Origin of the sequence: Paracoccus sulfuroxidans (assembly GCF_007830335.1) — a bacterium.
Taxonomy (GTDB): Bacteria; Pseudomonadota; Alphaproteobacteria; order Rhodobacterales; family Rhodobacteraceae; genus Paracoccus; species Paracoccus sulfuroxidans.
Genome location: NZ_VLKU01000004.1, coordinates 233879 through 260771 on the forward strand (window position 1 = coordinate 233879; position 26893 = coordinate 260771).

At 64.1% G+C, this 26893-nt stretch carries 31 protein-coding genes; 17 read left to right on the forward strand and 14 right to left on the reverse strand.

Features of this window, described 5'->3' with window-relative positions; translation table 11 throughout:
- Positions 1–3: 3 nt before the first annotated feature.
- The 5 genes from IQ24_RS08275 to IQ24_RS08295 all read right to left on the reverse strand — a co-directional run bounded on the left by IQ24_RS08275 (position 4) and on the right by IQ24_RS08295 (position 2513).
- On the reverse strand, positions 4–360 hold the full coding sequence (locus IQ24_RS08275) for a hypothetical protein (RefSeq protein WP_145397392.1): 357 nt from the start codon (positions 358–360) through the stop codon (positions 4–6).
- Between the two features lie 461 nt (positions 361–821).
- Positions 822–1052 (reverse strand): hypothetical protein, encoded by a 231-nt coding sequence (locus tag IQ24_RS08280; RefSeq protein ID WP_145397394.1) that lies wholly within the window; start codon positions 1050–1052, stop codon positions 822–824.
- Entirely contained in the window at positions 1039–1521 is a 483-nt protein-coding gene (locus IQ24_RS08285) for a hypothetical protein (protein ID WP_145397396.1), read from the reverse strand. The genes IQ24_RS08280 and IQ24_RS08285 overlap by 14 nt, the downstream gene beginning before the upstream one ends.
- 13 nt (positions 1522–1534) lie before the next feature.
- Positions 1535–1840: a hypothetical protein gene (locus IQ24_RS08290; protein ID WP_145397398.1), complete on the reverse strand. Its 306-nt coding sequence runs from the start codon at positions 1838–1840 to the stop codon at positions 1535–1537.
- Positions 1841–1880: 40 nt separating this feature from the next.
- Positions 1881–2513 carry a hypothetical protein gene (locus tag IQ24_RS08295; RefSeq protein ID WP_145397400.1) on the reverse strand — a complete coding sequence of 211 codons (633 nt, stop codon included), beginning with the start codon at positions 2511–2513 and terminating at the stop codon, positions 1881–1883.
- A gap of 296 nt (positions 2514–2809) precedes the next feature.
- Here IQ24_RS08295 and IQ24_RS08300 point away from each other — a divergent pair, with 296 nt between their 5' ends.
- Complete coding sequence (locus IQ24_RS08300) at positions 2810–3703, forward strand: hypothetical protein (protein ID WP_145397402.1); 894 nt, start codon at positions 2810–2812, stop codon at positions 3701–3703.
- A gap of 58 nt (positions 3704–3761) precedes the next feature.
- On the opposite strand, the gene bamE is transcribed toward IQ24_RS08300, so the two are convergent.
- The 6 genes from bamE to IQ24_RS08330 form a co-directional block, all read right to left on the reverse strand.
- Positions 3762–4163 carry an outer membrane protein assembly factor BamE domain-containing protein gene (bamE, locus tag IQ24_RS08305; protein ID WP_145397404.1) on the reverse strand — a complete coding sequence of 134 codons (402 nt, stop codon included), beginning with the start codon at positions 4161–4163 and terminating at the stop codon, positions 3762–3764.
- Between the two features lie 169 nt (positions 4164–4332).
- Positions 4333–4959: an ABC-type transport auxiliary lipoprotein family protein gene (locus tag IQ24_RS08310; RefSeq protein ID WP_145397405.1), complete on the reverse strand. Its 627-nt coding sequence runs from the start codon at positions 4957–4959 to the stop codon at positions 4333–4335.
- Between the two features lie 9 nt (positions 4960–4968).
- Positions 4969–6270 (reverse strand): MlaD family protein, encoded by a 1302-nt coding sequence (locus IQ24_RS08315; protein WP_145397407.1) that lies wholly within the window; start codon positions 6268–6270, stop codon positions 4969–4971.
- Positions 6254–7051, reverse strand: a complete 798-nt coding sequence (locus tag IQ24_RS08320) for an ABC transporter ATP-binding protein (RefSeq protein ID WP_145397409.1) — start codon at positions 7049–7051, stop codon at positions 6254–6256. Before IQ24_RS08320 ends, IQ24_RS08315 begins: the two co-directional genes overlap by 17 nt.
- A complete protein-coding gene (locus IQ24_RS08325; protein WP_145397411.1) occupies positions 7048–8148 on the reverse strand; it encodes an MlaE family ABC transporter permease in 1101 nt (366 codons plus the stop codon). Before IQ24_RS08325 ends, IQ24_RS08320 begins: the two co-directional genes overlap by 4 nt.
- Before the next feature lie 69 nt (positions 8149–8217).
- Positions 8218–9051, reverse strand: a complete 834-nt coding sequence (locus IQ24_RS08330) for a LysR family transcriptional regulator (RefSeq protein WP_145397412.1) — start codon at positions 9049–9051, stop codon at positions 8218–8220.
- Between the two features lie 346 nt (positions 9052–9397).
- Here IQ24_RS08330 and IQ24_RS08335 point away from each other — a divergent pair, with 346 nt between their 5' ends.
- The 16 genes from IQ24_RS08335 (at position 9398) to IQ24_RS08410 (ending at position 23398) form a co-directional block, all read left to right on the forward strand.
- Positions 9398–10087, forward strand: coding sequence for a methylamine utilization protein MauF (locus IQ24_RS08335; RefSeq protein ID WP_277872866.1), 690 nt, complete (start codon positions 9398–9400; stop codon positions 10085–10087).
- Positions 10088–10167: 80 nt separating this feature from the next.
- On the forward strand, positions 10168–11451 hold the full coding sequence (gene mauB, locus IQ24_RS08340) for a methylamine dehydrogenase (amicyanin) large subunit (protein WP_145397416.1): 1284 nt from the start codon (positions 10168–10170) through the stop codon (positions 11449–11451).
- A gap of 4 nt (positions 11452–11455) precedes the next feature.
- A complete protein-coding gene (locus IQ24_RS08345; protein ID WP_145397418.1) occupies positions 11456–12016 on the forward strand; it encodes a MauE/DoxX family redox-associated membrane protein in 561 nt (186 codons plus the stop codon).
- 1 nt (position 12017) lies between these two features.
- Positions 12018–12620, forward strand: a complete 603-nt coding sequence (gene mauD, locus IQ24_RS08350) for a methylamine dehydrogenase accessory protein MauD (protein ID WP_145397420.1) — start codon at positions 12018–12020, stop codon at positions 12618–12620.
- 44 nt (positions 12621–12664) lie between these two features.
- The gene (gene mauA, locus IQ24_RS08355; protein WP_145397422.1) at positions 12665–13231 is read left to right on the forward strand and encodes a methylamine dehydrogenase (amicyanin) small subunit; all 567 of its coding nucleotides are present in this window, start codon (positions 12665–12667) and stop codon (positions 13229–13231) included.
- Positions 13232–13289: 58 nt separating this feature from the next.
- Positions 13290–13688 carry an amicyanin gene (locus IQ24_RS08360; protein WP_145397424.1) on the forward strand — a complete coding sequence of 133 codons (399 nt, stop codon included), beginning with the start codon at positions 13290–13292 and terminating at the stop codon, positions 13686–13688.
- A gap of 31 nt (positions 13689–13719) precedes the next feature.
- Positions 13720–14652 carry a methylamine utilization protein MauJ gene (mauJ, locus tag IQ24_RS08365; protein WP_158637498.1) on the forward strand — a complete coding sequence of 311 codons (933 nt, stop codon included), beginning with the start codon at positions 13720–13722 and terminating at the stop codon, positions 14650–14652.
- On the forward strand, positions 14646–15881 hold the full coding sequence (locus tag IQ24_RS08370) for a cytochrome-c peroxidase (RefSeq protein ID WP_145397425.1): 1236 nt from the start codon (positions 14646–14648) through the stop codon (positions 15879–15881). Before mauJ ends, IQ24_RS08370 begins: the two co-directional genes overlap by 7 nt.
- A 27-nt stretch (positions 15882–15908) precedes the next feature.
- Positions 15909–16571 carry a ferredoxin-type protein NapG gene (gene napG, locus IQ24_RS08375; RefSeq protein ID WP_145397427.1) on the forward strand — a complete coding sequence of 221 codons (663 nt, stop codon included), beginning with the start codon at positions 15909–15911 and terminating at the stop codon, positions 16569–16571.
- Positions 16568–17419, forward strand: a complete 852-nt coding sequence (gene napH / locus IQ24_RS08380) for a quinol dehydrogenase ferredoxin subunit NapH (protein WP_145397429.1) — start codon at positions 16568–16570, stop codon at positions 17417–17419. The genes napG and napH overlap by 4 nt, the downstream gene beginning before the upstream one ends.
- A gap of 114 nt (positions 17420–17533) precedes the next feature.
- Positions 17534–18142 carry a Hint domain-containing protein gene (locus tag IQ24_RS08385; RefSeq protein WP_158637499.1) on the forward strand — a complete coding sequence of 203 codons (609 nt, stop codon included), beginning with the start codon at positions 17534–17536 and terminating at the stop codon, positions 18140–18142.
- 592 nt (positions 18143–18734) lie between these two features.
- Positions 18735–19490, forward strand: a complete 756-nt coding sequence (locus tag IQ24_RS08390; RefSeq protein WP_145397433.1) for an ABC transporter ATP-binding protein — start codon at positions 18735–18737, stop codon at positions 19488–19490.
- A gap of 7 nt (positions 19491–19497) precedes the next feature.
- The gene (locus IQ24_RS08395; protein WP_199756521.1) at positions 19498–20229 is read left to right on the forward strand and encodes an ABC transporter ATP-binding protein; all 732 of its coding nucleotides are present in this window, start codon (positions 19498–19500) and stop codon (positions 20227–20229) included.
- A gap of 30 nt (positions 20230–20259) precedes the next feature.
- Positions 20260–21465 (forward strand): ABC transporter substrate-binding protein, encoded by a 1206-nt coding sequence (locus IQ24_RS08400; protein ID WP_145397438.1) that lies wholly within the window; start codon positions 20260–20262, stop codon positions 21463–21465.
- 63 nt (positions 21466–21528) lie between these two features.
- The gene (locus IQ24_RS08405; protein ID WP_145397442.1) at positions 21529–22416 is read left to right on the forward strand and encodes a branched-chain amino acid ABC transporter permease; all 888 of its coding nucleotides are present in this window, start codon (positions 21529–21531) and stop codon (positions 22414–22416) included.
- A gap of 1 nt (position 22417) precedes the next feature.
- Positions 22418–23398, forward strand: coding sequence for a branched-chain amino acid ABC transporter permease (locus IQ24_RS08410; protein WP_145397444.1), 981 nt, complete (start codon positions 22418–22420; stop codon positions 23396–23398).
- A gap of 70 nt (positions 23399–23468) precedes the next feature.
- Here IQ24_RS08410 and IQ24_RS08415 read toward each other — a convergent pair whose 3' ends face one another.
- The 3 genes from IQ24_RS08415 to IQ24_RS08425 form a co-directional block, all read right to left on the reverse strand.
- The gene (locus IQ24_RS08415; RefSeq protein WP_145397447.1) at positions 23469–24677 is read right to left on the reverse strand and encodes an AI-2E family transporter; all 1209 of its coding nucleotides are present in this window, start codon (positions 24675–24677) and stop codon (positions 23469–23471) included.
- A 134-nt stretch (positions 24678–24811) separates the two neighbouring features.
- Positions 24812–26215: a sensor histidine kinase gene (locus IQ24_RS08420; protein ID WP_145397449.1), complete on the reverse strand. Its 1404-nt coding sequence runs from the start codon at positions 26213–26215 to the stop codon at positions 24812–24814.
- Positions 26212–26883: a response regulator gene (locus tag IQ24_RS08425; RefSeq protein ID WP_145397452.1), complete on the reverse strand. Its 672-nt coding sequence runs from the start codon at positions 26881–26883 to the stop codon at positions 26212–26214. Before IQ24_RS08425 ends, IQ24_RS08420 begins: the two co-directional genes overlap by 4 nt.
- Positions 26884–26893 lie beyond the last annotated feature (10 nt).

Consider the following 26893-nt stretch of genomic DNA (forward strand, 5'->3'; position numbering starts at 1 on the left):
AGCTCAGGAGCCTTTAAGAAAACTGTTGAGGTTGTTGCCCAGTGACTGCGAAATCGAAGTCGCCATCGAGAACTGGACGAGTTGGGCCTGCATGTGCAGGTTGGCCCCCATCTGCTGAACGGCCTCGTCGAACATCTGCTTGAGTTCGGGATTCTCGTTCGGCGTATGGACGGGCTTCTTCTCGACCTGGATATTCTGCATCCCGGCTTCGAAGTCGTTGTGCAACCTGCTGACGCTGTCGAGAACCGACTGCGCCATGTCGCTCAGCGCCGGTTCAGTGGGCTGCTGGGCCTGCTGAACATCGCTGCCGACGGCAAAGGATGCGGCGGTATTTGCGAAACCGGTAACTGCGGTAACCATTGTATCAACCTCGCGGGTGACAAGTACTCATGACGCCAAAAGGGCGGTGTGCGGACCGACCTTCGCCTGCCATCCGGGGCTGCCACCTCCGCCACCGGCAAGGCCAAGGCCCAGCGTGGACAGATGGTTCAGTACGGATGACATGAAGAAGGTCAGGGGATGACGTTCCGGTGTGCAAAGCCGGAACCGGTTTGCGCCCGAGGCGCGCCCTATCGCCTGTGCAAGGCGATAAAGAGGGTTGGCCCGCTTTCCCCCGGCACGATGTGCCACACGCCGACGCAGCCATGCCCGCATCGACGCGCGGATGCGCGGTGCGGTCAGGCCGGTTCTCGGGCCGTGTTTCGGGGTTGCGGACATGTCGTCGTTATTCCTTCGGGTTGCGAGTGAGGCGGCGGGCCCGGCGCTTGCCGGGAAAGGGGCGATAGTTGCTGGCGACCGACCCCTCTTCCCGCCGCTTTTTATCAGTAGTTCTGGCCGCCGCCGACGCCGCCGGACAGGTTACCCATCATGCCTGCAAAGTTCATGATGCCGCTCAGCATGCCGAGGGGCGGGAACACCATGCCCAGCATCTTGCCGATGGGCGAGTTCATCAGGCCGCCGAGGCCCTTGAAGATCTCACCAAGGCCGCCGAACATTTTCGTGATGCCGCCCAGAAGGCCGCCGCCGCCAGTAATACCGCTAAGAAGTCCCATCTTTACTCTCCATGTCAAAAATTGCCCGCTGTGCACTATGACTGTCCCGCACGGGCTCCGTGACAGTCTCCATCGCAAGCCCCTGATTGCCTTGCGAGGTTTCGGGTTCGCCATTCACCAGAAGATCCGCGAAGGCTTCGGCGTGACCGCCGGTGCCCACCAGTTCCTCTTGCAAGCGACGAGCTTCGTCATGCTGGTTTTCCAGCGCCTTGCACATGGCAAGGATGGCGCGCGCCTCGTTGCGTCCCTCGCGATCCGTCGCAAGGATCGCGGTCAGCATTTCGTCGGCGCGGGCGAATTCTCCGGCGACCATGGCCTGCAGGGCAAGCCCGATCTCTCCGGCGGCATATTGCGGCATCCATTCGTTCAGCATGTGGAAGATCGGCGACACATCGGTCGAGATCCCGCGCATGACAGACGAATAGCCTGCCTCGGTCAGCAATTTCATGTCGGCACGGTCAATCTGCATGACGTGGCCTCCTTCAGCGTGACATTTCGCCCAGGTCCTGCTGAAGCGCGGTCAGCACTTCGCGGGCCTGATCGGCGCGTGTCAGGGATTTGTCGGCGGCTTCCTGGATCAGCATCATGCCTGCTTCCGGGTTGCCGTTGCCGACCATGAAAAGGCCGCGGCCCAGATTGGCCAGAGCGTCCTTCGGATAGTACGAGGCCCAGGCGTCGAAAATCGGCATGATGTCACTGTCGACCCCACGCTGGCCGCACAGGATTGCCGCCGCCATCAATAGATGCAGATCGTCTTGCTGTTCTGCGGTGGCCGCGGGCTGATCCATGTACTCGTCCTTTCGTCTAATCGTTAACAACAGGGGTCCCTTACTGAAGCTGGGATCGCCCTCTGATGATCCTGGGCATATGCCCGCCGGTCTCGGGGTTGCGGCTTTCGACCATATGCGTGATCAGCTCGGCCACGGCGTCGACATAGCCTTGCGGCGCGACGATGCGGACCATTTCGGCATTGGCATCGGCCCTAAGCGGAAATTGTTCATTCTCAAGCCCGACGGCGCGCATCTGGTCGCGCAGCTGCGTGACCGTGATGCCATCCAGCCCGATCAGCTGGCTGACGATGCTGCCCGGCGGCTCGACATGCACGGCGCTGCCATCAAACCACCAGATGCCCTGACCCTGGTCAGACATCATGTTCAACGCATCACGGACGGACCCGTCCTGGTTCGACAGCGTCAGCTTGCCTCCAATCGGCTTGGAAACAATCACCGGAACCTGCGTCTTGCGCGTCAGATCCTGCAACATCGCCTCAACACCTACCTCTTTCGCCTCATAGGGAAAGGGGTTTTCCAACACATTAACCACCTCTGGCATCACCGGCTCGAACACCTGGCCATGTGCCAGGGACGTTCCGGTAAGCAGCCAAAGCCCCAGCAAGGCGGACCTGAGCGCCGGAGTACTGATCGGATGTTTTGCACCGCCAGTGCCGGATCTTTTGGTCATTTGCCTCACCCGGGCCTTAGAAAACACAAGTTACACGACATGCGGATGACGGTTAGTCCCCAGTTGGCTTCCCTCCGCGTTATCGGCAGAGTCCTGCCAAATCGGCCCGGTTTGCAAGGGGGCATCGGGTTCATCGAAAGGCCCGGATCGGCTATCAATTGGTTGAATTCAATCAGTAGTGGAGCCTGTTCATGGCCCGATTTTCACGAGTTATCCTTGCATTTAGCGCGATTCTTTCTGGTTCTGCGCCGAGCCTTTTTGCCAAGCCCGCAGACATGGAAGTCTGGGCGCCACAGATGGCGAACGCTTTCGTTCAGTTGCTGCAGCCAGAGGCGTCGGCGGAAACCCGCCAGAAGATTGAGCAGGAAATGGTCGAATTGGGCGGGGCCTACTCCGAGAACGAGATGTTCGCCGATCGCATGCCCCAGGCATTCGTTCAGGCAGCCAGTCTGGCGCATGATGGAAGCGTCCCGGCGACTCGGGGGGTGATGTACGATCTGGCCCGGATTATTCTGGTCAATGGCGCGGATATGTCGGGCAAACCAGAGGACAGTTTCGAGACCCTGCGCATCTGGAACGCCGCCGATCCCATCCGCGAAGAGTTCCTGCCGGGGATGGGTCTGGCGCAATCCGACATCGACGCGCTGGACCGGCTGCGCGCGCTGGACGTGGCGGGCGGCTATAACGCGATGCCGCCTGCGAATTCGTCCGAAGAGCTGATCGTGACCGCATGGCGGGGCATGACCAATGACGTGGACAAGGTCTTTCCGACCAAGCTGAACGCCTATGTCGACGGCGTCGAGGCGAATTGGGACAAGCTGTCGCCCGAAGAGCAGAAGCGCGCGGTCAGCATTTTCACCGCCGAGGATTTCCCCAAGCCCGAGCTGACCAAGAAGATGCTGGGTGCCGATGACTATGTCTTCTGGCTGGGCACGGTCCTGTTGCCGATGAGCGATGAGGAAGAAAAGGCCAGCAAGGAACTGGTTCATCTGGTCGATAATGGCGTGTTCTCGGGGCCGATGGAAAAGCCGCTGACCGACCTGATCGTCGCGATGCGGCAGAAGCAGTCGGCCGGGGGCGGAGACCTCAGCGGCGCGACGCTGCAGCTGTTCCGGCTGAACAACTATGGCGCCGCTATGGGCGAGATGCACAGCTGGGAGGCCTATCGCTACGGCACGATGGGCTACTAACTCCCGGTAATTGGCAAAAAATCGGCCCGCGACCGTACCCCGGCGCGGGCCTTTTTCGTCAGCGGGTCATATGCGCGCCGTCCGGGGGTGCATAGGCCGCGCCCTGAAACTCCCGCGCCGAGACCAGAAGCCCGTCACCGTTGAAGAAGACGATCAGGACCTTGCTGTCCTGCTCCTTCGATTTCCCCAGATAATAGACCCATTCGGTGTCAAACTGCGCCTCGGGCGATCCCAGCGACGCCTTGACGTCGGCGGCCGGCGTGCCATTCGTCAGCGACGCCAGCGCCCCCGGCAACATCTCCTGACGGCGGGGGTTTTCCTCATCATAGCCCATCGGCGTCTGCCAGATGCTTTTGTCGAACCCCACCTCGGCCCATGCGCCCGTGGCCCAGATCGACATCAGGCCCGCCGCCATCATCCGCGCCGGTGCAAGGCCCGTCAGCCTGTGTCCTTCCGCCATGATCCTTGCCCCTTCATGTCAATCGTTACGACGCCCCCCCGCAGCGTGGCGGGGCAGCCGGATCGGATCGTCACGAAATCCGCAGCGGAAGCAATCTCTCCGGCCGCGTTTCGGGGTTAACTGACGGTTTTTGCAGCGTAAACGGGTGCGTTCTCGCGATTGTTCAACCCTAGCGGCAGGATCCGGGGCTGACACCGGCACCGCGCAGGCTCCAATCCACCATCTGCGAGACAAGCTCGCGGCTGGCCGCGTCGAAGGCCGGAATCAGATCCTCGTTCTTCGTCGTGGCCGCGTTGGCGGTGGTGGTGAAGGTGCCGCGCGCGACGACGGTCGCGTCCATCTCTCGCACCAGTTGGGCATCGACCGACAGCCGCACGGTCGCGCCCTTGCCGCTGGCTTCGGCGTTGAAATCATTGATCTCGCTGATCATCGCCAGATCGCCCGCCGTGCCCAAGGGCGCGCGCCCGACATGGCTGAAGGCGTCGTAAGCGCCCAGCGAGCGGACCAGCAGCGTCTGCAGCGTCACCGGCACGGTATCGCCCCATTGCGCGTCGGGCAGATACTGGGTCTGCAGCTCATTGGGGCGGATCATGATGCGTTCGCTTGCCAGCGTGCCGCGCGTCTTCGGTTCCTCGATCACCAGTTCGGCCACATGCTTGCGGCCGCATTGGCGCGCCTGATCCGAGGGCGGGCGCAGCTCGAACACGTCGCGCTTGGGCTCTCCCTCCAGCGCGCGCAGCGCGGCACAGCCGGGCAGGGCGACGGTCAGGGCAAGAAACAGGGCGGTCAGGCGCATGGCGGCTCCTCAGCGGCGGAATTCGGGCGTCTGCGGCCCGGTGATGACTTGTGCCGGATTGCGGCGCAGGGTGACGAAGAACTGGTCGACGTTCTTGACCAGATTCCGCATTTCTTGCGCCATGCGGGTGAATTGCGGCAGGCCGTCCCTTGCGAAAGCCTGCACCGGGCCATTGGCGCTGTCCAGCATCGCGCGCAGGCTGCCGAAGGCCTGATCGGCGGAATCGGCGGCGTTTCGCAGGCGCTGGGTGATCTCGGGCAGGTCGGTGACAACGCTGTCGATGGCGGTGTTCAGATGGGACAGGGTTTCGCGCAGGTCAGTCACCACGGGTTCGACATTCGAGTTGATGACCCGGTCCGCGCCGTCAAAGGCCCGCTCGGCCGAGGCGAGGGTGCGGTTGCCCGTAGCCAGCGCGCTGTCCAGACTGTCGAGCGTCGTGCCAGCGCGCGTGCTGAGCTGCGACAGGTCCGTCTGCAGGCTGGTCGCCGTCTGGTCCAGCCGCTGCGTCAGGCTGCGCAGATCGCCCGAGATATAGTTCCGCGCCTCATCCAGCGTGCCGGTGGCCGAGTCGAGCGCCGTATTCGCCTTGCCCGCCGTCTCGTTGAAACTGGTCAGCGTGGTGTCGATATTGCCCAGCGTCGTCTCAGCCGCCCCGCTGATCGCGTCCAGCTTGTCGCCAAAGGCGGTGATGCTGTCGGCGGCCTTGCCGATGGCATCGGTGGCATTGGCGATATCGGTCATGGCCTTTTCCAGATTGCCGCTGGAGGTTTCGACATTGGTCAGGATGTTGCGCACGCGGGTCTGGTTCTCATCGCCCAGAAGCACGGTCAGTTGCGAGGCGACGTTGTTCAGCCGCTCGATCATCTCGGGGCCCTGATCGCTGAGCGTTTGCAGGATCGAGCGGTTGGCCGGGATCTCGGGGACGCCGGTGGGGCTGCTGTCCTCCAGCAGGCGGTTGCCGGGGGTTCCGGCCGTGATGGCGACATCGGCAACCCCGGTCACGCCCTGAATCTCGATCGAGGCGCGGGAATCGATGCGGATGGGCGTGTGTTCGCGCACCTCGATCCGGGTGCGGACGGTGCCGTCATTCTTGCCGCTGATTTCCATGTCGATGACGCGGCCGACGACCAGACCAGCGAAGCGCACATTCGAGGAGACGTCGAGCCCCGACACTTCGGTGAAGTAGATGTCGTAATAGTCGAACTGGCGGTTCACCTGCAGCTTGGCGAACCACATCAGAAAGCCCAGAAGCGCCAGAAAGCCCGCCAGCGTGAAGGCACCGATCAGGACGAAATTAGCCTTGGTTTCCATCGGGCGACTCCTTGCTGCGGCCGGTCGTCAGGGCGGCCCTGGCGCGTGGTCCGTGGAAATATTCATGCACCCAAGGGTGATCGATCTTCAACATATCGGCCATGGTGCCGGTGGCCAGCACCTTGCGTTCGGCCAGAACCGCGATGCGGTCGCAACAGGCGTGAAGCGTATCCAGATCATGCGTCACCAGAAACACCGAAAGGTCCAGCGCGTCGCGCAATTCGACGATCAGCCGGTCGAAGGCATCCGCGCCGATGGGATCGAGCCCTGCCGTGGGTTCGTCCAGAAACAGGATCTCGGGGTCTAGGGCCAGCGCACGCGCCAGACCTGCGCGCTTGCGCATGCCCCCCGACAGGTCCGAGGGCATCTTGTCATTGGCATTCCACGGCAGCCCCGCCATCGACACCTTCAGCTCGGCCAGCGCCCGGCGCTGCTCGGGGCCAAGATCGGGGACGGCGCGCAGGGGGGCCTCGACATTCTCGCGCACGTTCAGCGCCGAAAACAGCGCGCCATCCTGAAACATGACGCCCCAGCGGCGTTCCAGCGCCTCGCGGGCCGGGGGGCTGAGCGTTTCAATGTCCTGACCCAGCACCCGGACCTGACCCGCCGCGGGTTTCAGCAGACCGACGATGGTGCGCAGCAGCACAGATTTCCCGGTGCCCGAGCCGCCGACCACGCCCAGAATCTCGCCGCGCTTCAGATCAAGGTCCAGCCCGTCATGGACGGTATGGCTGCCGAAACGGGTGACAAGGCCACGGACTTCGACGACGTTTTCGCTCATATCCCGACCTCGGCGAAGAAGATCGAGAAGAGCGCGTCGGCGATGATGACCAGAAAGATCGCGTTCACCACGGCGGTCGAGGTCTGCGCGCCCAGCGATTCGGCGTCCTTGCCGACCTTCATCCCGGCGTGGCAGCCGATGACGCCGATGATCAGCGCAAAGACCGGCGCCTTGCTGAGCCCGGCGATGACGTTGTCGACATCCGTTTCCGCGATCATCCGATAGCGGAACATCGAGGGCGAGATGCCCAGCTCCACCCATGACATGATCGCCCCGCCCAAGAGGCCCGCGGCATTGGCGATCACTGTCAGGATCGGCAGGGTGATCAGCAGCGCCAGAATGCGTGGCAGCACCAGCCGCATGTCAGGGTCGATCCCCAGCGTGCGCATGGCGTCGATTTCCTCGCGCATTTTCATCGACCCGATCGAGGCCGTCAGCGCCGAGGCGGTGCGCCCGGCCACGATGATCGCGGTCAGCAGCACGCCCAGCTCGCGGATGATCGAGATCGAGATCAGGTCGACCACAAAGACCTCGGCCCCGAATTCGTGCAGCTGCACCGCGCCCTGAAACGCCAGCACCACGCCGATCAGGAAGGACATCAGCGCCACGATGGGAACGGCGCGCAAGCCGGTCTCCTGACAATGGTGGACCAACGGGATCAGCGGGAATTCGGAAGGATGGCGGATGGAACGCGCCAGTGCCGCCAGAAAGCGGCCCAGATATTCGGCGAGTTCCGTCAGGAAACGCAGCGCCCGGACGACACGCCTGCCAGTGTTGTCCAGAAGCGCCCGCAGCCCGCGCAGCACGGGCTTGGCCGGGTCCGGGGTCGGGACGGATTTGCGGACGGCCTCCAGCAGGCGTTCATGGGTGGGGGCCAGCCCTTGCAGCGTGACGCCCTGATCCTGAAGCGACAGCAAAAGCAGGGCGGCGGCCGTGTCGAACCGCGTCAGCCCCGCCAGATCGATCTGCCTTGCATCGCCGATCAACTGCTTGGCGCGTGCCAGCGTCCAGACCGAGAAATCGCCCGACAGCGACGCGACACCGGCCGAGACGGTGCCGGTCAGGCGATGTTCACTGGGCAGGCTGCTGCTGGTCATTCAATGCAATCAGATGAAATCCACCAGCATTTGATGAGTGCTGGCGTCTGGATTGTCAAACTTCGGCGCTCAGGCCCGGTTGAACAGGGCCGCGCACCAATCGCCGATGCGCCGGGTGACCGGGTCGTCGCGCAGATGGGCCTGCGCCAGCAGCCACAGTTCGCGCCGGGCCTCCATTTCGCGGATCTCGAAGCGCGGGTCGTCCATGAGATCGCGGCAAAGGAAGTCGGGCAGCACCGCGACCCCGGTCTCGCATTCCACGAACCGGCGGAAGAGGCAGAGGTTCGAGGTCTTCATGCGTACCAGCCGAGGCGGATAGATGGCAAACAGCTCGCACATCTCGGGCGTTTCCAGAAACTGGTCGGGATAGGCCGCCACCGTGACCTCCTCGCCCTTGGCGTGGCGCGGGATGACCAGCATGAAGCGGATCTCTCCGATCTTGCGCATGGTAAAGGTGCCGTGTTTGGGACGGCCCAGACGGATCGCGAGGTCGGCCTCCCAGCGGGACATGTCGACCACCTGATCGGTGGTCTCGATCAGCAGCGTGAGGTCGGGCTGCGATTCCAGCAGCTCCCCAAGGGCCGGGGCAAGGAAGTGGTCGGCAATCGCCTCGATGGTCGAAAGGCGCAGGTTGCGCCTTGGCATCTGCTGATGCTGAAGCTGGGCCGAGATGTGATCTGCGGCCTGTTCCATGGCCGCGAGATCGGTCAGAATGGCCTGACAGCTCTCTGTTGGCTGGCGCACACCGTCCTTCGCCTCGAACAAAGGTATGCCCAGCGTCGATTCGATTCGCGTAACCCTTCGCGCTACAGTGGTTTCTTCCACCTCAAGCAGTCGCGCGGCGCGTGTGTAAGAGCCGGTTTTGTTGACGGCTGCGATCACGCGGAGATCATCCCAGTTCAACTTTTTTTCCTCTCCTGCAAGTTTGCACCCCCCCGCTGCATATCCTCGGGTTTACCAAATGTCACCGTACGTCACAAACTCGTATCGATGCTTGATTGCCCTTTTCGACAGTCTCGGATGCCTCATCTAAAAGTATGATAATCCGAAAGTTTTAGAGGACAGACAGGCAGCGACGACACTGAGCGAGAGGAGGCGTGAAGTGGCATCTATCGAGAACTTCCCCGGTAGGGCGGATCCGGCTGCGGCCGTTCCGGACTGCGCGTTTTTTCCTGAGACCTATTCGACGGCTTCCCGCCTGGTGATCCTTGGGATCGCCGCTGTGGCGGGTGTTGCCGGTGGGATGGCCATGAACAGCGCGGCAGATACGACGGGGGCGGTCTGGGCCGTTCTGGGGTCGGCCGCGGTTGCGGGTGGCCTTTTGTCGACGTGGTCGCCCTGCGGCTATTCGTCGATCTCGCTTCTGCGGCCTTCGGGGCGCGGGGCAAAGGCGGTGATGGGCTGGCTGCCGACGTTCGGCATGCATGGCCTTGGCTATGCCTTGGGTGCGGTCATTCTGGGAACTCTGCTGGGCGCCATCGGCGGTCTGGCGGGCTTCACCGGTTTTGGCGTGACTGCACTGGTGATCATGGGTCTGGTCGGCGTTCTTTATGGCGCGCACCAGCTCGACTTCCTGCGCGTGCCTTATCCGCAGCGCCGGGCTCAGGTTCCGCATGACGCCCGTCAGCGGTTCCCGAAATGGTTCATCGGTGGCCTTTACGGGCTGTCGCTTGGGCTTGATTACATGACCTACGTTCAGACCCCGCTGCTTTATGTCATGACGCTGGCGGCAGCATTCACCGGCAACATCCCCGAGGCCATCGCGATTATCGCGCTGTTCAACGTGGGTCGTTACCTGCCGGTCGCGGTCAACGCCCTGCCGATCACGGACTACAAGGTCCAGGCATGGCTGGCCCGCAATCAGGAGCGCGCGGCGCTTGCCGATGGCGCGATCCTTGTCGCGCTGGGCGCAGCATTCCTGGTTGTTGCTCTGCTGTAACGGCTGAACACCTGCCGAAACTACCCATTCTGTGGCCCCGCCTTTCGCGGGTGCCCGGTCGCCATCACAGGGAGGATACGATGGCCCATCCACGCTACCTTTTGCCGGTTTTCCGCGCATCGCTGCTTGGCCTGGGGATGACCTGTTCGTCTCTCGCGCTGGGAACTGCAACTGCGCAGGAAGCCACCGCAGACGATGCGGCACTGACCTCGGCCGGGGTGACCCGGAACGACGGTGAAAGCCAGGGCGCTGCCGGCGCGCGTACCGCCGCAGCCGATCTGGCTGCCGGTAAGGACGACGAGCCGCACATTCTTGAAGCACCCGCGCCCGATTCGCGCCGCGTCTATGTCAACGATCCGGCCCACTTCGCCGCGATCACCCAGCAGTTCGTCATCGACGGCGACGACGGTCGCGTCATCGGGATGACCGACGGCGGCTTCCTGCCGAACCCGGTGGTTGCCGACGACGGCTCGATCTTCGCGCAGGCCAGCACGGTCTTCTCGCGCATCGCACGTGGTGAGCGGACGGACTATGTCGAGGTTTTCGATTCGAAGACCTTCCAGCCGATCGCCGACATCGAGCTGCCGAACACGCCGCGCTTCCTGGTGGGCACCTACCCCTGGATGACGTCGCTGACCCCGGACAACAAGACCCTGCTGTTCTATCAGTTCTCGCCTGCACCGGCCGTTGGTGTGGTCGATCTGGAAGGCAAGAAGTTCGGTCGCATGCTGGATGTTCCGGACTGCTACCACATGTTCCCGACCGCAGCTGACACCTTCTTCATGCACTGCCGCGACGGCAGCCTGGCGAAGGTCAAGTTCGCAGCCGAGGGCGAGCCCGAGATCACCCATACCGAGGTGTTCCACCCCGAAGATGAGTATCTCATCAACCACCCCGCCTTCTCGACCAAGGCAGGCCGTCTGGTCTGGCCGACCTATACCGGCAAGATCTACCAGGTCGACCTGAGCTCGGGCGATGCCAAGTTCATGGAGCCGATCGAGGCCCTGACCGAGGAAGAGCGTTCGCAGGACTGGCGTCCGGGCGGCTGGCAGCAGGTGGCCTACCACCGTGGCAGCGACCGCATCTATCTGCTGGTCGACCAGCGTGACCAGTGGCGCCACAAGACCGCAAGCCGCTTTGTCGTCGTCGTCGACGCCAAGACGGGCGAGCGCGTGAGCAAGATCGAAATGGGCCACGAGATCGACTCGATCAACGTGAGCCAGGACGAGAAGCCGCTGCTCTACGGTCTGTCGACCGGCACCTCGACCCTGCACATCTATGACGCCGAAAGCGGCGAAGAGCTGCGCAGCGTTGACCAGCTTGGTCGTGGCCCGCAGGTCATCACCACCGCTGACATGGGCTGAGGGAATGGAAGAATTCCTTTCCCAACCCATGCTGCTCTGGTGCCTTCGGGTGTTCCTGGCGCTGATGTTCGCGACGGCTGCAGTTTCCAAACTGCAGAACGTCGAGGAATTCTACGGCGTCGTGCGGAACTTCCGGCTGGTTCCCGATGCGGCAAGCCGCGCTCTCGCTCTGGTACTTCCGGTACTTGAGCTGGCGATCGCGGCAGGCCTGCTGATCGGCCCGCTTGCGGTGCCGGCAGCATTCACGGCAGCGGCCTTGCTTCTGGTCTTTGCCGTGGCCTTGGGGATCAACGTGGCGCGTGGCCGGACCTACATCGACTGCGGATGTTTCCGTAACGGTCTGAAGCAGACGGTCAGCTGGCTGCTGGTGGGGCGCAACATCGTCCTGACCGCACTGGCACTGGTGGTGGCTTACGGGCTGCCCCAGGCGGTGCCCGCCGGGCTGGCTGAAATCGCGACCGGCATTCTTGCCGGGACCACCGGGATGGCACTTTACGTATGCGCCTCTCTGCTTGGCGGGATCTCCGCCCAGCAGGCCCAAAACTCAAGCGCGAAAGGACACTGACATGACTTCATTTCTGATCGCCTCGAACATCCTGCTTTGGGTTGCGTTTCTGGGCGTGACGGTGGTGATGCTTGGCCTGATGCGCCAGGTGGGCCTGCTGCACGAACGTTCGTCGCCGATGGGCGCGATGATCACCGATCATGGCCCCGATATCGGCGATGCAGCGCCCGAGTTCGAGCTGCCCGACTATTTTGGCCGCAAGGTCAAGATCGGTGGCGCGGATGCCGCTGGCCGGCAGACGCTGCTGATGTTCACGGCGCCGACCTGCCCGGTCTGCGACAAGCTCTTCCCGATCATCAAGTCGATCGGCAAGACCGAGGGCATCAACGTCGTGATGATCTCGGACGGCGCCCCGGAAGAGCACAAGCGCTTCCTGGACAACCACGAGCTGGGCGACATGCGCTACGTCGTCTCGGCCGAGGCGGGCATGGCATTCCAGGTCGGCAAGATCCCCTACGGCGTCCTTCTGGATGCAAATGGTGTGATCCGGTCGAAGGGTCTGACCAACACGCGTGAGCATCTTGAGAGCCTTTTCGAGGCTGACAAGACGGGCTTCGCATCGCTGCAACAGTACATGAGCAGCCGGAAGAAACAGGCGGCCTGACCGGCCGCCGCGGTGACAACCCCGCAGAGAGGGAGGAGATATCTATGCTGGGGAATTTCAGGTTCGACGACATGGTCGAAAAGCTGTCGCGCCGCGTTGCTGGTCGTACCAGCCGGCGCAGTGTGATCGGCAAGATGGGCACGGCAATGCTTGGTATCGGTCTGGTGCCGTTGCTGCCGGTGGACCGCCGTGGTCGCGTCAGCCGCGCCAACGCAGCCGGTGCTGCCGAGGGCACGGATCCGCGGGCGAAATGGGTGCCGCAGGACAACGACATCCAGTCGTGCGACTATTGGCGCCACTGCTCGATCGACGGCAACATCTGTGACTGTTCGGGCGGCTCGCTGACCAACTGTCCTCCGGGCACGAAGCTTGCTTCGGCCTCGTGGGTGGCCAGCTGCTACAACCCGACCGACGGCCAGAGCTATCTGATCGCCTATCGCGACTGCTGCGGTTACAACGTGTCGGGTCGCTGCCCGTGCCTCAACACCGAGGGCGAGCTGCCTGTCTACCGTCCGGAATTCGCGAACGACATCATCTGGTGCTTCGGCGCCGAGGATGACGCGATGACCTATCACTGCACGATTTCGCCCATCGTCGGCAAAGCCAGCTGACGGCGATTGCCGGGCGTGATCCGCGTCACGCCCGGCAGCAATCTTTCAGGAGATGAACATGAACTCTGCAATGAAGGCCCGCTCGATCCTGGCCGCACTGTTTCTGGCCACGACCGCCGCAGGCGGAGCCATGGCGCAGGACAAGGTCAGCGTGACCACCGAAGCAGCCGTCGCAGCCACCGAAGTTCCGGCGGATGCGGTTGTCGTGAATATCGACAAGCTGAAGTACGAGACCCCGGACCTGACCGTGAAGGTCGGCGACACCGTCTATTGGGTCAACAAGGAAGCGATGCCCCATAACGTCGAATTCGTGAAGGGTGTCGTGAACGAAGGCGGTCTGAAAGGCCCGATGCTGAAGCGTGATCAGGCCTATGCCATCACCTTCAACGAAGCCGGCACCTTCGACTACCACTGCACCCCGCATCCGTTCATGCGTGGAAAAGTGACGGTCGAGTAACTATCTATCAGGAAGGGGAGGAGGGTCTGCCATGTGGATCCCATACGACATTCGCGGTTCTCTCAAGGCGGAAAGTGCCGCCGAGACGATCAGGCTGTCGCGCGCCGATGAAAGCGTGCGGGATTTTCTGGTGGGCTTTTTCGTCCGCAACCCTGTCACCCAGTCGTGGGAGCTGGATATCGTCGCCACTTCGGATGGCGAAGAGATCACCGCGCCCACGACTGGGGGCCAGATGCTGCCTCTGCGGCTTTATGGCAATGATTCCGGCAAGCTGAGCGAGGTGATCATCCGCGCTCCTGCCTCTTCGGCCGAGGCCGCGCTGGCCCTGGCCCATGACGCGCTGAACCGCTGGGTGCTGCGCCAGGTCGTCGAGACCGGGCGGGGCATGGCCATCGCCGGTTGGCGCATCGCCGACAACGCAAATGATGCACGCTGGCGCTGCACGCCGTTCCGGCCCAGTGCTCTGCAACTGAACCTGGCGACACAGGACCCGCTGGACGCGGATCTGATGCCGGTGGTCGAACTGTTCCAGCGCGCGCGCAACGCGCCCGATGCGGCAAGCCGCATGCTGGCTGCCTATGCGGTGCTGGCCGCCGCCTCGGACGGGCTTCCCGCACTGGCGGGTGCGGTCGGCGCGGATTTCGCCGTCACGCAGGAAATGCTGATCCACGCCGGTGCGATGGATCACGTTGAAGAATTCAAAGGGCTGGATCTGTATGCGCTGGTCGCGGCGCTGAAGCCGCAGCACGACCGCCTGATCGCTCCGGGCGGCATGCTGGCCGCGCTTGGCGATGACCTGCCACGTCAGAAACATCTGGCCCGGCTGGCCAATCTGGCCGATCTGGCGGCCCATCGCCTGATCCTCTCGGAAATGCGCGCCCGCCGTCAGGGCGCCACGACAGCCGCCATTCCGGGGGCCGCTCCGAACCATGTCGCCGAGGCAAGGGGGGCGCCGTCATGTTGAGGCCGCTGCTTGTCACCGTCGCCGCTGCGGCTGCCTTCACCTCGGGGGTCTGGGCTCTGGCTGGGACCAGCGACAAGGCGGTGCCTCAGGTGCCGAGCGACAAGCTGGCCCAACTGGGCGAGCAGCTGTTCAACGATCCATCCCTGTCGCGCAATGGCACGCAGTCCTGTGCCACCTGCCATGATCCGGCCCGCGCCTTCACCGACCCACGGGAAGGCAAGGCGGGGCTGGCGGTCTCGGTCGGCGATGACGGGGAATCGCATGGCGACCGCAACACGCCGATGCTGACCTATGCGGCCTTCACGCCGGATTTCCACAAGGACGCACGCGGCAATTACAAGGGCGGGCAGTTCTGGGACGGGCGCGCCAGCTCTTTGAAGGATCAGGCGGGCCAGCCCATGCTGAACCCCGTCGAGATGGGCATGCCCGATCAGGACTCCATCGCCGAGCGTCTGCGCGCCAAGCCGGAATATCAGGAGACGTTCACCGCGCTCTTTGGTGACGGCGTTCTTGACGACAGCGCGCGCGCCTTTGACGCCGCGACCGAGGCGCTGGCCGCCTTCCAGTCGACGCCGGAATTCTCGACCTTCGATTCCCGCTTCGACCGCTATCTGCGGGGCGAGGAGAAATTCACCGCGCAGGAAGAATTCGGCTATACCGTGTTCATCACCTGGAACTGCCGCCTGTGCCACATGCAGCGCAAGCAGGGCGTGGCGGTGAACGAAACCTTCACGAATTTCGAATATCACAACATCGGGCTGCCCGCGAACGCCGATGTGCGCGCGATCAGCAATATGAAGGACGGCTACATCGATCACGGGCTGCTGGCACATCCCGATATCGAGGATGCGGAACAGGACGGGCGGTTCCGCGTGCCCAGCCTGCGCAACGTCGCCGTGACCGCGCCCTATATGCACAATGGTGTGTTCAAGGATCTGCGCACGGCTGTGGTATTCTACAACAAATACACCAGCCGCAGGCCGCATGCCAAAATCAACCCGGAAACGGATGAGCCCTGGGGCGATCCCGAGGTCGACGCGAACCTGTCGCTGGCCGAGTTGCAATCGGGCCTCATGCTGGATGACGGGCGAGTCGATGCGCTGGTCGCCTTCCTCGAGACGCTGACCGACAAGCGCTATGAACCGCTACTTGAAGAACAGCGGGCCGCACGCCGCGCCGCTGCCGAAGGTGAAACCCAGATAGCCACGTCCTCCGACGGCAAGAACTGACCCGGAGGACCGAGCGAAGGAGACAGAATGGCCAAACGCCGCAAGATGTCCCGTCGGGATGCCATGGCCGAAGTGGCCCGCGCCGCCGGTGTCGTTTGTCTTGGAGGCTTTTCGCTGGCCGCGTTGGTCAAGACGACCAGTTCGGCGGATGCGCGCGCCATTCGTCCTCCGGGGGCCATGCCCGAGCAGGACTTTCTGAAAGCCTGCGTCCGCTGCGGCCTTTGCGTCGAAGCCTGCCCCTATGGCACGCTGTCGCTGGCCCGCTGGGGCGATGAGGCCGAGCTTGGCACCCCGTTCTTCACCCCGCGCAGCATCCCCTGCTACATGTGCCGCGACGTGCCTTGCGCGCGCGCCTGCCCGACGGGTGCGCTGGACCGCGACATCCCCTCGATCCGCGATGCGAATATGGGCGTGGCGGTGCTGGTCGGGCACGAGACCTGCCTGAACTACAAGGGCATCAACTGCGGCATCTGCGTGCGCGTCTGCCCGATCCGCGGCAAGGCGATCTCGCTTGAGCCGCAAGAGATCAACGGCCGTCAGGTGCAGATCCCGGTCGTCCATTCCAGCGAATGCACCGGCTGCGGCACCTGCGAAAAGCAATGCGTGCTGGGCCATGCCGCGATCCGGGTGCTGCCGCGCGATCTGGGCCTGGGCGGCCCGGGCCGCAACCGCGCAGGCCGACCGACATGATGAACTGGTGGGTCAGCAACAGCCGCCGCGAGGCGGTGGCCAGCCGTGGCTTCTTTGCCGCCCACAAGTGGTGGATGCTGCGCCGGGCCACGCAGATTCTGGTGATGACCACCTTCATGCTGGGGCCGATGGCGGGCATCTGGATCGTGAAGGGCAACTTTGCCTCCAGCGAGCTGCTGGGCGTTCTGGACCTCGCCGACCCCTATATGCAGCTGCAGGGGCTGGTCGCGGGCTGGCCGCTGGCCGCGCCCGCGCTGATCGGCGCGGGGATCATCACGCTCTTCTATCTGATCATCGGCGGGCGCGCCTATTGCAGTTGGGTCTGCCCGGTCAATGCGGTCACCGATACCGCGCATTGGCTGCGCGAGAAGCTGGGGCTGACGCGCGACCGCAAGCTCGACAAGCGCACCCGCTATCTGCTGCTGGTGGGCACGCTGCTCGCGGCCTTCATCACCGGCACGCTGGCGTGGGAGCTGGTGAACCCGGTCAGCATCATGCAGCGCGGGCTGATCTTTGGCGTGGGCCTGGGCTGGGGGATCGTGCTTCTGGTTTTCCTGCTGGACCTGCTGGTCTCGCGCCGCGCCTGGTGCAGCCATCTCTGCCCGGTGGGGGCGTTCTACGGGCTGATCGGGCGGTTTTCCTTCGTCCGCATCTCGGCCCGGAACCGCGAGGATTGCAACTCCTGCGGGGCCTGCCTGACCACCTGTCCCGAGCCGCATGTGATCGTTCCCGCACTGAAGGGCGATGGCAGCACGCTGGTCCTGTCCGGCGATTGCATCAACTGCGGTGGCTGCATCGATTCCTGCCCGAACAAGGTGTTTTCGATGGCGACGCGCCTGCGGCCCTAGGGGGCGAACGCCCGAAAACTGGTTCAAATGCGACGCATCCGGCCGTGTCGCAAGCAGTTGTTAGCGAATGAAGGCCATACCCGAGGCATATGGACCTGTGCCGGGAAGCGCCGCTTGAGCCTTCATTCCTTTCTTGATCCGCCCACCTCAAACCTTGCGCGCGGGGCAGGGGCGACGTCTTTCGTGCATGCGAACTCGCGCTTCCTGACCGCCAAGGGCCGGGTCTATGCCGATGAGCTGGCCGTGGGCGACCTGCTGCTGACCCGTGACGACCAGACGCACCCCATCGCCGCGATCGAGCGGCTCAGTTTCCGCGCCCTTTCGGAACTGACGGGCGGGCTGCAGCCGATCCGCATCGGCAGCGGGGCGCTTGGCTGCGGCCTCCCGCGCCGGGAAACCGTGGTCGCCACCGATCAGCGCCTGATGCTGAGTTCGCGTATTGCCGAGCGGATGTTCGGAGCGCGCCATGTGCTGGTGCGGGCGGGGCAGCTGTGCCAGCTGGAGGGCGTCGATCTGGCCTTCGACCTGCAAGAGCTGCGCTATCTGCGCATCCTGATGCCCCGCGAGCTGATCGCATTGGTGAACGGCGCACCGCTGCAGGTGCTGGCCGTGCCGGGCGGCGGCGAGGCGGCCTCCCCCTTCGCCATTCCGCCGGATCGCCGTGCGTCGAAGCTGATCCAGCGGCATGTGCGCAACCGCGTTCCGGTGGTCATGCGCGGCTAAGATCCGGGCCGTGGCCGGTCACCTGCACGCGACATGCCGCCGCAGCATGGGCGAAAGCTGGCCGCGCAGGCTGATGACGCCACGTCAGATGCTGCGTCGGCGAAATCGGCCCAAGGCGCAATCCGTATGCCGATTTGCCCCGCGAATAGTGAAAATCTTGGGCAATTCAAGCCGCTTGGGCCTGGGGACCCGCGTGGATGCCGGTACAGAAATCGACCCGCCGGGCGCTGCGGCGCGGCGCTTCGCAGGGGCCCGAGGGCCGCTGCTTTTCATGCCCGGTTTCTGGCTGTTGACAAGTCGGGGGCCGAACATGTCCTATACACCCATAAACAAAAGACTACGACTTCGGGGGGAAGCCTGCGCGCCCCCGGCACGCAGGAAGAATGAGGGAGCCATGACGACATCCGCGCCAGACAGGGCAACCCGCATGCAAGGCCGCGCCAGCCACTGCTAGCGCCGTCTTCTGCATCGAACCACATTGCCAACCCGTTTTTGCCGACCGCCACCACGCGGACGGGCAGGGAAGGCTTGCCCCTGAATGACCGCGACCCGGATGCCTCATGGCGACCGAACAACTGACAAGGATAAGCGAATGAGTTCTGACATAATCCTGCAGGCCGAAAAACTCTCGATCCAGTTCAAGGGTTTCTGGGCGGTGAAGGATGTCGATCTGAACATTCGGCGGGGCACGATCCACGCGCTGATCGGCCCGAACGGGGCCGGCAAGACCACCTGCTTCAACCTGCTGACGAAGTTCCTGATCCCGACCTCGGGCAAGATCCACTTCGACGGGCAAGACATCACCCGCAAGGGGCCTGCCGAGATCGCGCAGCTGGGAATGGTGCGGTCGTTCCAGATCTCGGCGGTGTTTCCCAGCCTCAGCGTGCTGGAGAATGTGACCATCGCGCTGCAGCGCAATCGCGGAAACTCGTTCGATTTCTGGAAGCGCGACACCAGCCTGCGTGCGCTGAACCCGCGCGCCGAGGAACTGCTGGAAGAGGTCGGGCTGACCTCGTACCGCAACCATCTGGCCAATGAGCTGTCCTATGGCCGCAAGCGCGCGCTGGAGATCGCCACCACGCTGGCGCTGGAGCCCAAGATGATGCTGCTGGACGAACCGATGGCCGGGATGGCCGTCGAGGATATTGACCGCATCACCGAACTGATCCGCCGCGTCTCGAAAGGGCGCACCATTCTGATGGTCGAGCACAACCTCTCGGTCGTGGCGACGCTGTCGGACCAGATCACCGTGCTGGCGCGCGGGCAGGTTCTGGCCGAGGGCGATTACGCCACCGTTTCCGCCAATCCGCAGGTGCTTGAAGCCTATATGGGGACCGCCCATGCCTGAGACCGACATGAAAACCCAGCCTGGCATCGTTTCGGGGACGGATCAACTGCTGAAGCTGCGCGACCTGAACGGCTGGTACGGCGAAAGCCATGTGCTGCACGGCATCAATTTCGACGTCCGCAAGGGCGAGGTCGTCACGCTTCTGGGCCGCAACGGCGCGGGCAAGACCTCGACCCTGCGCGCGATCATGGGGCTGCTGCCCAGACGCGCGGGCTCGATTATGCTGGGCGGGGAAGAGCTGATCTCGACCCCCTCGCGGCTGATCGCGCGCAAGGGCATCGGCTATTGCCCCGAGGAACGCGGCATCTTCGCCAGCCTCGACGTCAAGGAAAACCTGCTGCTGCCGCCCGTGGTGGCCCCCGGCGGGCTGTCTCTGGACGAGATTTTCGAGCTGTTCCCGAACCTCAAGGAACGGCTCAACAGCCCCGGCACCAAGCTGTCGGGGGGCGAACAGCAGATGCTGGCCATCGGGCGCATCCTGCGCACCGGCGCGAAGGTTCTGCTGCTGGACGAACCCAGCGAGGGGCTGGCGCCGGTGATCGTGCAAAGCATCTGCCGCACGATCCTGAAGCTGAAGGGGATGGGCTTCACCATCCTGCTGGTCGAACAGAATTTCCACGCCGCCGACACCGTCACCGACCGGCACCTGATCGTCGAACAGGGCCGCATCGTGGACGAGATCGAAGGCGGGAACATTGAACGGCACCGGGACAAGCTGAACCGGTACCTGGGCGTATAAAAAACGAACTACATCAGGAGGAATGTTGCAATGAAGCTTACCAAGACGGTGGTGATGACCTCGATCCTGGCGCTGGTCAGCGGGGCCGCCTGGGCGCAGGACCCGATCGCGCTGAAACTGGGCGTGCTGAACGATCGCTCGGGCGTCTATGCGGACCTTTCGGGCGAGGGCTCGGTGATCGCAGCGCAGATGGCGGTCGAGGATTTCGGCGCGGCCGACAAGGGCATGACGGTCGAGATCGTTTCGGCGGACCACCAGAACAAGCCCGACATCGCATCGAACATCGCGCGCCAGTGGATCGACTCGGACGGAGTGGACCTGATCCTGGACGTGCCGACCTCGTCCGCGGCGCTGGCCGTGGCGGAAATCGTCAAGGAAAAGAACAAGATCGTCATGATCTCGGGTGGCGGGACGTCGGATCTGACCGGCTCGAAATGCTCGCCCAACACCGTGCACTGGACCTATGACACCTGGGCGCTTGGCAATGGCACGCCCACGGCGCTGGTCAAGGAAGGCCAGAAGTCCTGGTTCTTCATCACCGCCGACTATGCCTTCGGCCACGCGCTGGAGAAGGACGCAAGTGCCGCCGTGACCGCTGCGGGCGGCGAGATCAAGGGCCAGGTCAAGCACCCGTTCCCGGGGCAGGACTTCTCGTCCTATCTGCTGCAGGCGCAAAGCTCGGGCGCGCAGGTCATCGGTCTGGCGAACGCCGGTGGCGACATGATCAACACCGTGAAGCAGGCCTCCGAATTCGGCATCACCCAGGGCGGCCAGACGCTGGCGGGCCTGCTGGTCTTCATCACCGAAGTTCACGCGCTTGGCCTTGAGGCCGCGCAGGGGCTGATGCTGACCGACGCCTTCTACTGGGATCAGAACGATGGCACCCGCGAATGGTCCAAGCGCTTCGCCGAGCGTCACGGCGGCGACATGCCGACCAGCGTTCACGCGGGCGTCTATGCCTCGACCCTGCATTACCTGAAGGCCGTCGAGGCCGCAGGCAGCAAGGAGACCGAGGCCGTCATGGCCAAGATGAAGGAAACGCCGACCGACGACCCGCTGTTCGGCAAGGGCGAGGTTCGCGTCGACGGTCGCGCCACGCATGACATGTACCTGTTCAAGGTGAAGGCCCCGGCGGATTCGAAAGGTCCGTGGGACTATTACGAGCAGGTGTCGGTCATCCCGGCGGCGGATGCCTGGCGTCCGCTGGATCAGGGCGGCTGCTCGCTCGTCAAGTAAGATCGCAACACCGGGTCAGGGCGGCATGGCTTGCCCTGACCCGCCTCAAGCGGAACCTATCCCATGTTTGAACTTCTTGGCATTCCACCGGCGGCGCTGTTTGGCCAGCTTTTGCTGGGCCTGATCAATGGTGCCTTCTATGCCGTGCTCAGCCTTGGGCTGGCGGTCATCTTCGGCATGTTGAACATCATCAACTTCGCCCATGGCGCGCAATACATGGTGGGGGCCTTCGTCGCCTGGATGCTGCTCAATCATCTGGGCATCGGCTATTGGCCGGCGCTGTTCATTGCGCCCATCGTGGTTGGCGCCTTCGGCATCGTGATCGAGCGATTGTTCCTGTCGCGGCTTTACAAGCTGGACCATCTGTATGGCCTCTTGCTGACATTCGGCCTGGCGCTGATCCTTGAGGGGTTGTTTCGCAATGAATTCGGCGTCTCGGGCCAGTCCTACGGCGTGCCTGCCTCGCTGACCGGGACGGTGAACCTGGGCTTCATGTTCCTGCCCATCTATCGCGCCTGGGTGATCGTGGCCGCGCTGATCGTCTGCCTGGCGACCTGGCTTTTGATCGAGAAGACCCGGCTCGGCTCGTACCTGCGGGCCGCGACTGAGAACCCCGAGCTGGTGCAGGCCTTCGGCGTCAACGTGCCCCTGATCATCACCCTGACCTATGGCGGCGGCGTGGCGCTGGCGGCTTTCGCGGGCGTGCTGGCCGCGCCCATCTATGCGGTCAGCCCGGGTATGGGCTCGAACCTGATCATCGTGGTCTTCGCGGTCGTGGTGATCGGCGGCATGGGCTCGATCTTGGGGGCGATCATCACCGGCTTCGCGCTTGGGCTGATCGAGGGGCTGACCAAGGTGTTCTATCCCGAGGCGGCCTCGACCATGATCTTCGTCATCATGGCGATCGTCCTTCTTGTGAAGCCTAACGGCCTGTTCGGAAAGAGAGCCTGAGATGAGCGGTAATCCCACAGACGACACCCCCGCCACCCCGGCCGTCCAGAACAGCGAAGACCGTCGCCACTATATGCTGCTGTTCGTCGGGCTGGCGGTGCTGCTGGTTGCGCTGCCCTATCTGGTCTATCCGGTCTTTGCGATGAAGGTGCTGTGCTTTGCGCTGTTCGCCGTCGCTTTCAACCTGCTGATCGGCTATTCGGGGCTCCTGTCCTTCGGCCATGCGGCCTTCTTCGGCGGCTCGGCCTATGTCACCGCGCATGCCGCCAAGGTCTGGGGCCTGACGCCCGAGCTTGCCATTCTGGCGGGCACGCTGGCCTCGGCCTTTCTGGGGCTGCTGATCGGCGCGCTGTCGATCCGCAGGCAGGGCATTTATTTCGCCATGGTGACGCTGGCCTTCGCGCAGATGGTCTATTTCTTCGCGCTGCAGGCCCCGTTCACCGGGGGCGAGGACGGCATTCAGGCGGTCCCGCGCGGCCATCTGTTCGGCGTGCTGAGCCTGTCGAACGACCTGACCCTCTATTTCGTCGTGGCGGTGATCTTCATGGCCGGGTTCCTGCTGGTCTATCGCGTGATGAATTCACCCTTCGGTCGCGTCATGCGCGCCATCCGCGAGAATGAGCCGCGCGCCATCTCGCTGGGATATCAGGTGAACCGCTACAAGCTGCTGCTGTTCGTCCTGTCGGCGGGCATCGCGGGTCTTGCGGGGGGCACGAAAGCCATCGTCTTCCAGCTGGCCTCGCTGACCGATGTCGCCTGGAACATGTCGGGCGAGGTGGTGCTGATGACGCTGATCGGCGGCATGGGCACGATCTTCGGGCCGATTGTCGGGGCGGGGATCATCGTCTCGCTGCAGAACTATCTGGCCAGCCAGGGCAGCTGGGTGACGGTCATTCAGGGCGTCATCTTCGTGATCTGCGTGCTGGCCTTCCGCAGCGGGATCGTGGGCGTGATCGCGCAGAAGCTGCGCATCAACCTGTAAGCCTTCGGGCAGTTGAAATGCAAAACGCCGGTGCAGATCGCACCGGCGTTTTCATTTGCGGGATGGCGTTCTAGCCGTCCGAGCTTGTCCAGTCGGCGGGCTGGCTGGTTTCTTCATTGACGATCTCACGCTGCCATTCGCGCCAGATGGTGACCAGCAGGGCCATCAGCACCGGGCCCACGAAAAGGCCCAGAATGCCCATGGTCTTTACGCCCCCGATCAGGCCGAAGAAGGTCGGAAGGAAGGGCAGCTTGACCGGGCCACCGACCAGCACCGGGCGGATGGTCTTGTCGACGATGAAAAGCTCGATCGAGCCCCAGAGGAACAGCCCCAGCCCCGCGAAGGGCGTGCCGCTGGCCGCCAGATAGATCGACATCAGCGTGAAGGACAAAGGCGCGCCGCCCGGGATCAGCGCCATGAAGCCGGTGATGACGCCGAAAGTGACGGGCGAGGGTGCGCCCGCGATCCAATAGGCCGTGCCCAGAATGACCCCCTCGCCAATGGCGATCAGCGTCATCCCCGTCACGGTCGAGCTGATCGTGGCCGGGACGACATGCGACAGCCGCTCCCACCGGGTGGGCAGGATGCGCTGGCCGACGCGGTTGATCTGCGCCGCCAGCCGGTCGCCGTCGCGATAAAGTACGAAGAGCGTAATCAGCGTGAACAGCAGCGTCAGCGCCAGATGGAAGGCCAGGGCCCCCGCCGTGATCGCCCCGCGATAGATCGCCCCGATGTTCGAGCCGCTGACCAGCTGCACGATCTCGCTGATCGCGCCGGGCTTGCCGATATAAAGGTCCCATTGCTCGACCAGCCAGTCGCCGATCTGCGGGACCGAGATCATCCAGCTGGGCGGCTCGGCCCCGGTGCTGTTCACCGTGATCGCCCAGTTGATCCACAGGCGCAGCTCCTCGAACGCATAGAAGAAGGCAAAGCCGATGGGCACGATCAGGAACATGATCAGCACCAGCACCAGAAGCCCGGCGGTCGCGGTGCGCTTCTGGCCCAGCTGGTCATAGACCCGGCGGCGCAGCGGCCAGCTGGCCAGCGCGATGACGCTGGCGGCCAGGAAGGGCACGAGGAAGCCGTGGAAGAAATAGATCCAGGCGGCCAGCAGCCCCAGCAGCAGCCAGCGCGCGGCCGAAATATCGGTGATCAGGGGCTGGCGGAAGACGAATCGCGATTGCGGGGCCGGGCTGACGTCAGACGTTGGCCGGGGCGGGCTTTCCTCGGTTATGTGGTGGTCCCCGCCATGGCCAAACTCCCCGTCATGTGTCGTCATCCGGTCCAAGCACCTTTACGTTCATCTGGCAGTTTCCGCATCGGCGGAAAGATGCACATTACCGTCGGAAATTGTTACACCACGCTGTCAGTGTCAACTTTCTGCGCGCCCTGATCAACAGCTTGGGAAGAGGCTCAGCCGGGCGGTGCCGTCGCGGAACTTGCGGGAAGGGCGATCCGGGCCAGCAGGCCACGCCCTTCCGCGCCCTCCAGAAGCTCAAGCTGGCCGCCGAAAAGCGTCGCGATTTCTTGCACGATGGCCAGACCCAGCCCGAAGCCGCTGCCGGGGGCCGAGGCATCGCCGCGCGTGAACCGGCTGGTCGCTTGCGCGCGCAAAGGCGTGGGAATGCCGGGGCCGTTGTCCTCGACCTCCAGCATGACGCTGGTGGCACTGGCGCGGGTGCGCACCGTGACCTCGGCCCCCGAACCCGCATGCAGGATCGCGTTCGAGACGAGGTTGCGCAGCGCCTCGCCCAGCAGCAGGGGCTCGGCCTGCACCCAGAGCGGCGGGATACCCTCAAAGCCCAGATCGACGCCTGCCTCATGCGCGCCGGGGATCATTTGCGCGGTCAGGTCGCGGGCCAGTTCCGTCAGGTCCAGCCTGCCGGTCTTGGGGCCGCTGCCGGTCGCGGCATCGACGCGCGCCAGCAGCAGAAGCTGGGTCAGCACCTGCTCTGCCTGCGCGACGGCGGCGTCACCCTTTGCGGCGGCCTGCCGTGCCTCATCCAGCGAGCCCGCGCGGCTTGCCAGCGCCAGTTGCGTGCGCAGGACCGCCAAGGGCGTGCGCAGCTGATGCCCGGCATTGCCGCTGAAGTTCCGCAGGCCCCCCGCTGCCGATTGCAGGCGGCGCATGAACAGGTTCACCGTGCCGACAAGGCCGCGCACCTCCGAAGGCACGGGCGTCTCGATCGGGCGCAGGTCGTCGAAGCTGCGGGCCGAGATTTCATCGCTCAGCCGGTAAAGCGGACGCAGCGAGATGGTGACCGCAAACCAGACGATCAGCGCCGCGCCAAGGATCATGCCCGCCAGCCGCAGCGCCGAATGCAGCAGGATCTTGCGGGTCAGCTCTTGCCGGGCCTGCGTGGTCTCGGCCACGGTCACGACGAAGGGAAGCTCATCAATCCCGGTCGAGGCGGCACGCACCAGGGTCGCGACCCGCACCGGCACGCCCTCGAAGAGGCCATCGGCAAAGGCGGGCGCGCCACCCGGCAGGGCGCGGGCGGTCGGCAGATCGGCATAGCCGGTGACCAGATGATCGGGCGGGCCGTCGACGCGGTAAAAGACGCGGTCCTGCGCGGCGGAGCTGAGCATTTCCAGCGCGCCATAGGGGATCTCGATGATCAGCGAACCGTCCTCGGCCAGCGCCGCACGCTCGGCAATGACCAGCGCCGAGCCTGCCAGCACCCGGTCGGCCAGATCGTTGGCGGTGCGCACCGCCTCGCGCCAGGTGTCGATCAGCGCGACGGCCCCCATGATCGCCGTCGCCACCAGAAGCCAGGTCAAGAGCGTGCTGCGGAGCGAGCGGGGTCTGAGGCTCATCTTTCCGCCCGGTCGAGGAAATAGCCGATGCCGCGCGCCGTCCGGACCGTCAGATCGAAGGGGGCAAGGCGTTTGCGCAGGCGGCTGATATATTGCTCGATGGCGTTCGGCGACAGATCATCCTCAAGCGAGGTCAAGGATTGCACGATGGCGTCGCGGGTGACGACCTTGCCCGCCCGCATTATGAGGATCTCCAGCAGCCCGCGTTCCCGCGCGGGCAGTTCCAGCGGCTGGCCGCCCGCCGCGAAACTGCGCGAATTCAGGTCCAGCTCCAGCCCGCCGAAGCTGAGGGTCGAGGCTTTCAGCCCCGCCTGACGGCGCAGCAGCGACCGGACCCGCGCCTCGAATTCGCCAATGTCGAAGGGCTTGATGAGGTAATCATCCGCGCCCAGATCCAGCCCCTTCACCCGATCTTCGGGCGCGCCGCGTGCGGTCAGGATCAGCACGGCGGCGGTGTTGCGGCGCGCGCGCATGGCGCGCAGCACGTCGAGCCCGTCCATCTGCGGCAGGTTCAGGTCCAGAATGACCAGATCGAAGCTTTCGGCAGCCGCCAGCGCCTCGGCCGAGGCACCGTCATGGACGATATCGACCGCATAGCCCGACTGACGCAAAAGCGTCGTCAGCCCTTCGGCCAGCGGCAGGTTGTCCTCGACCAGCAGGATCCGCAATCCATCCCCC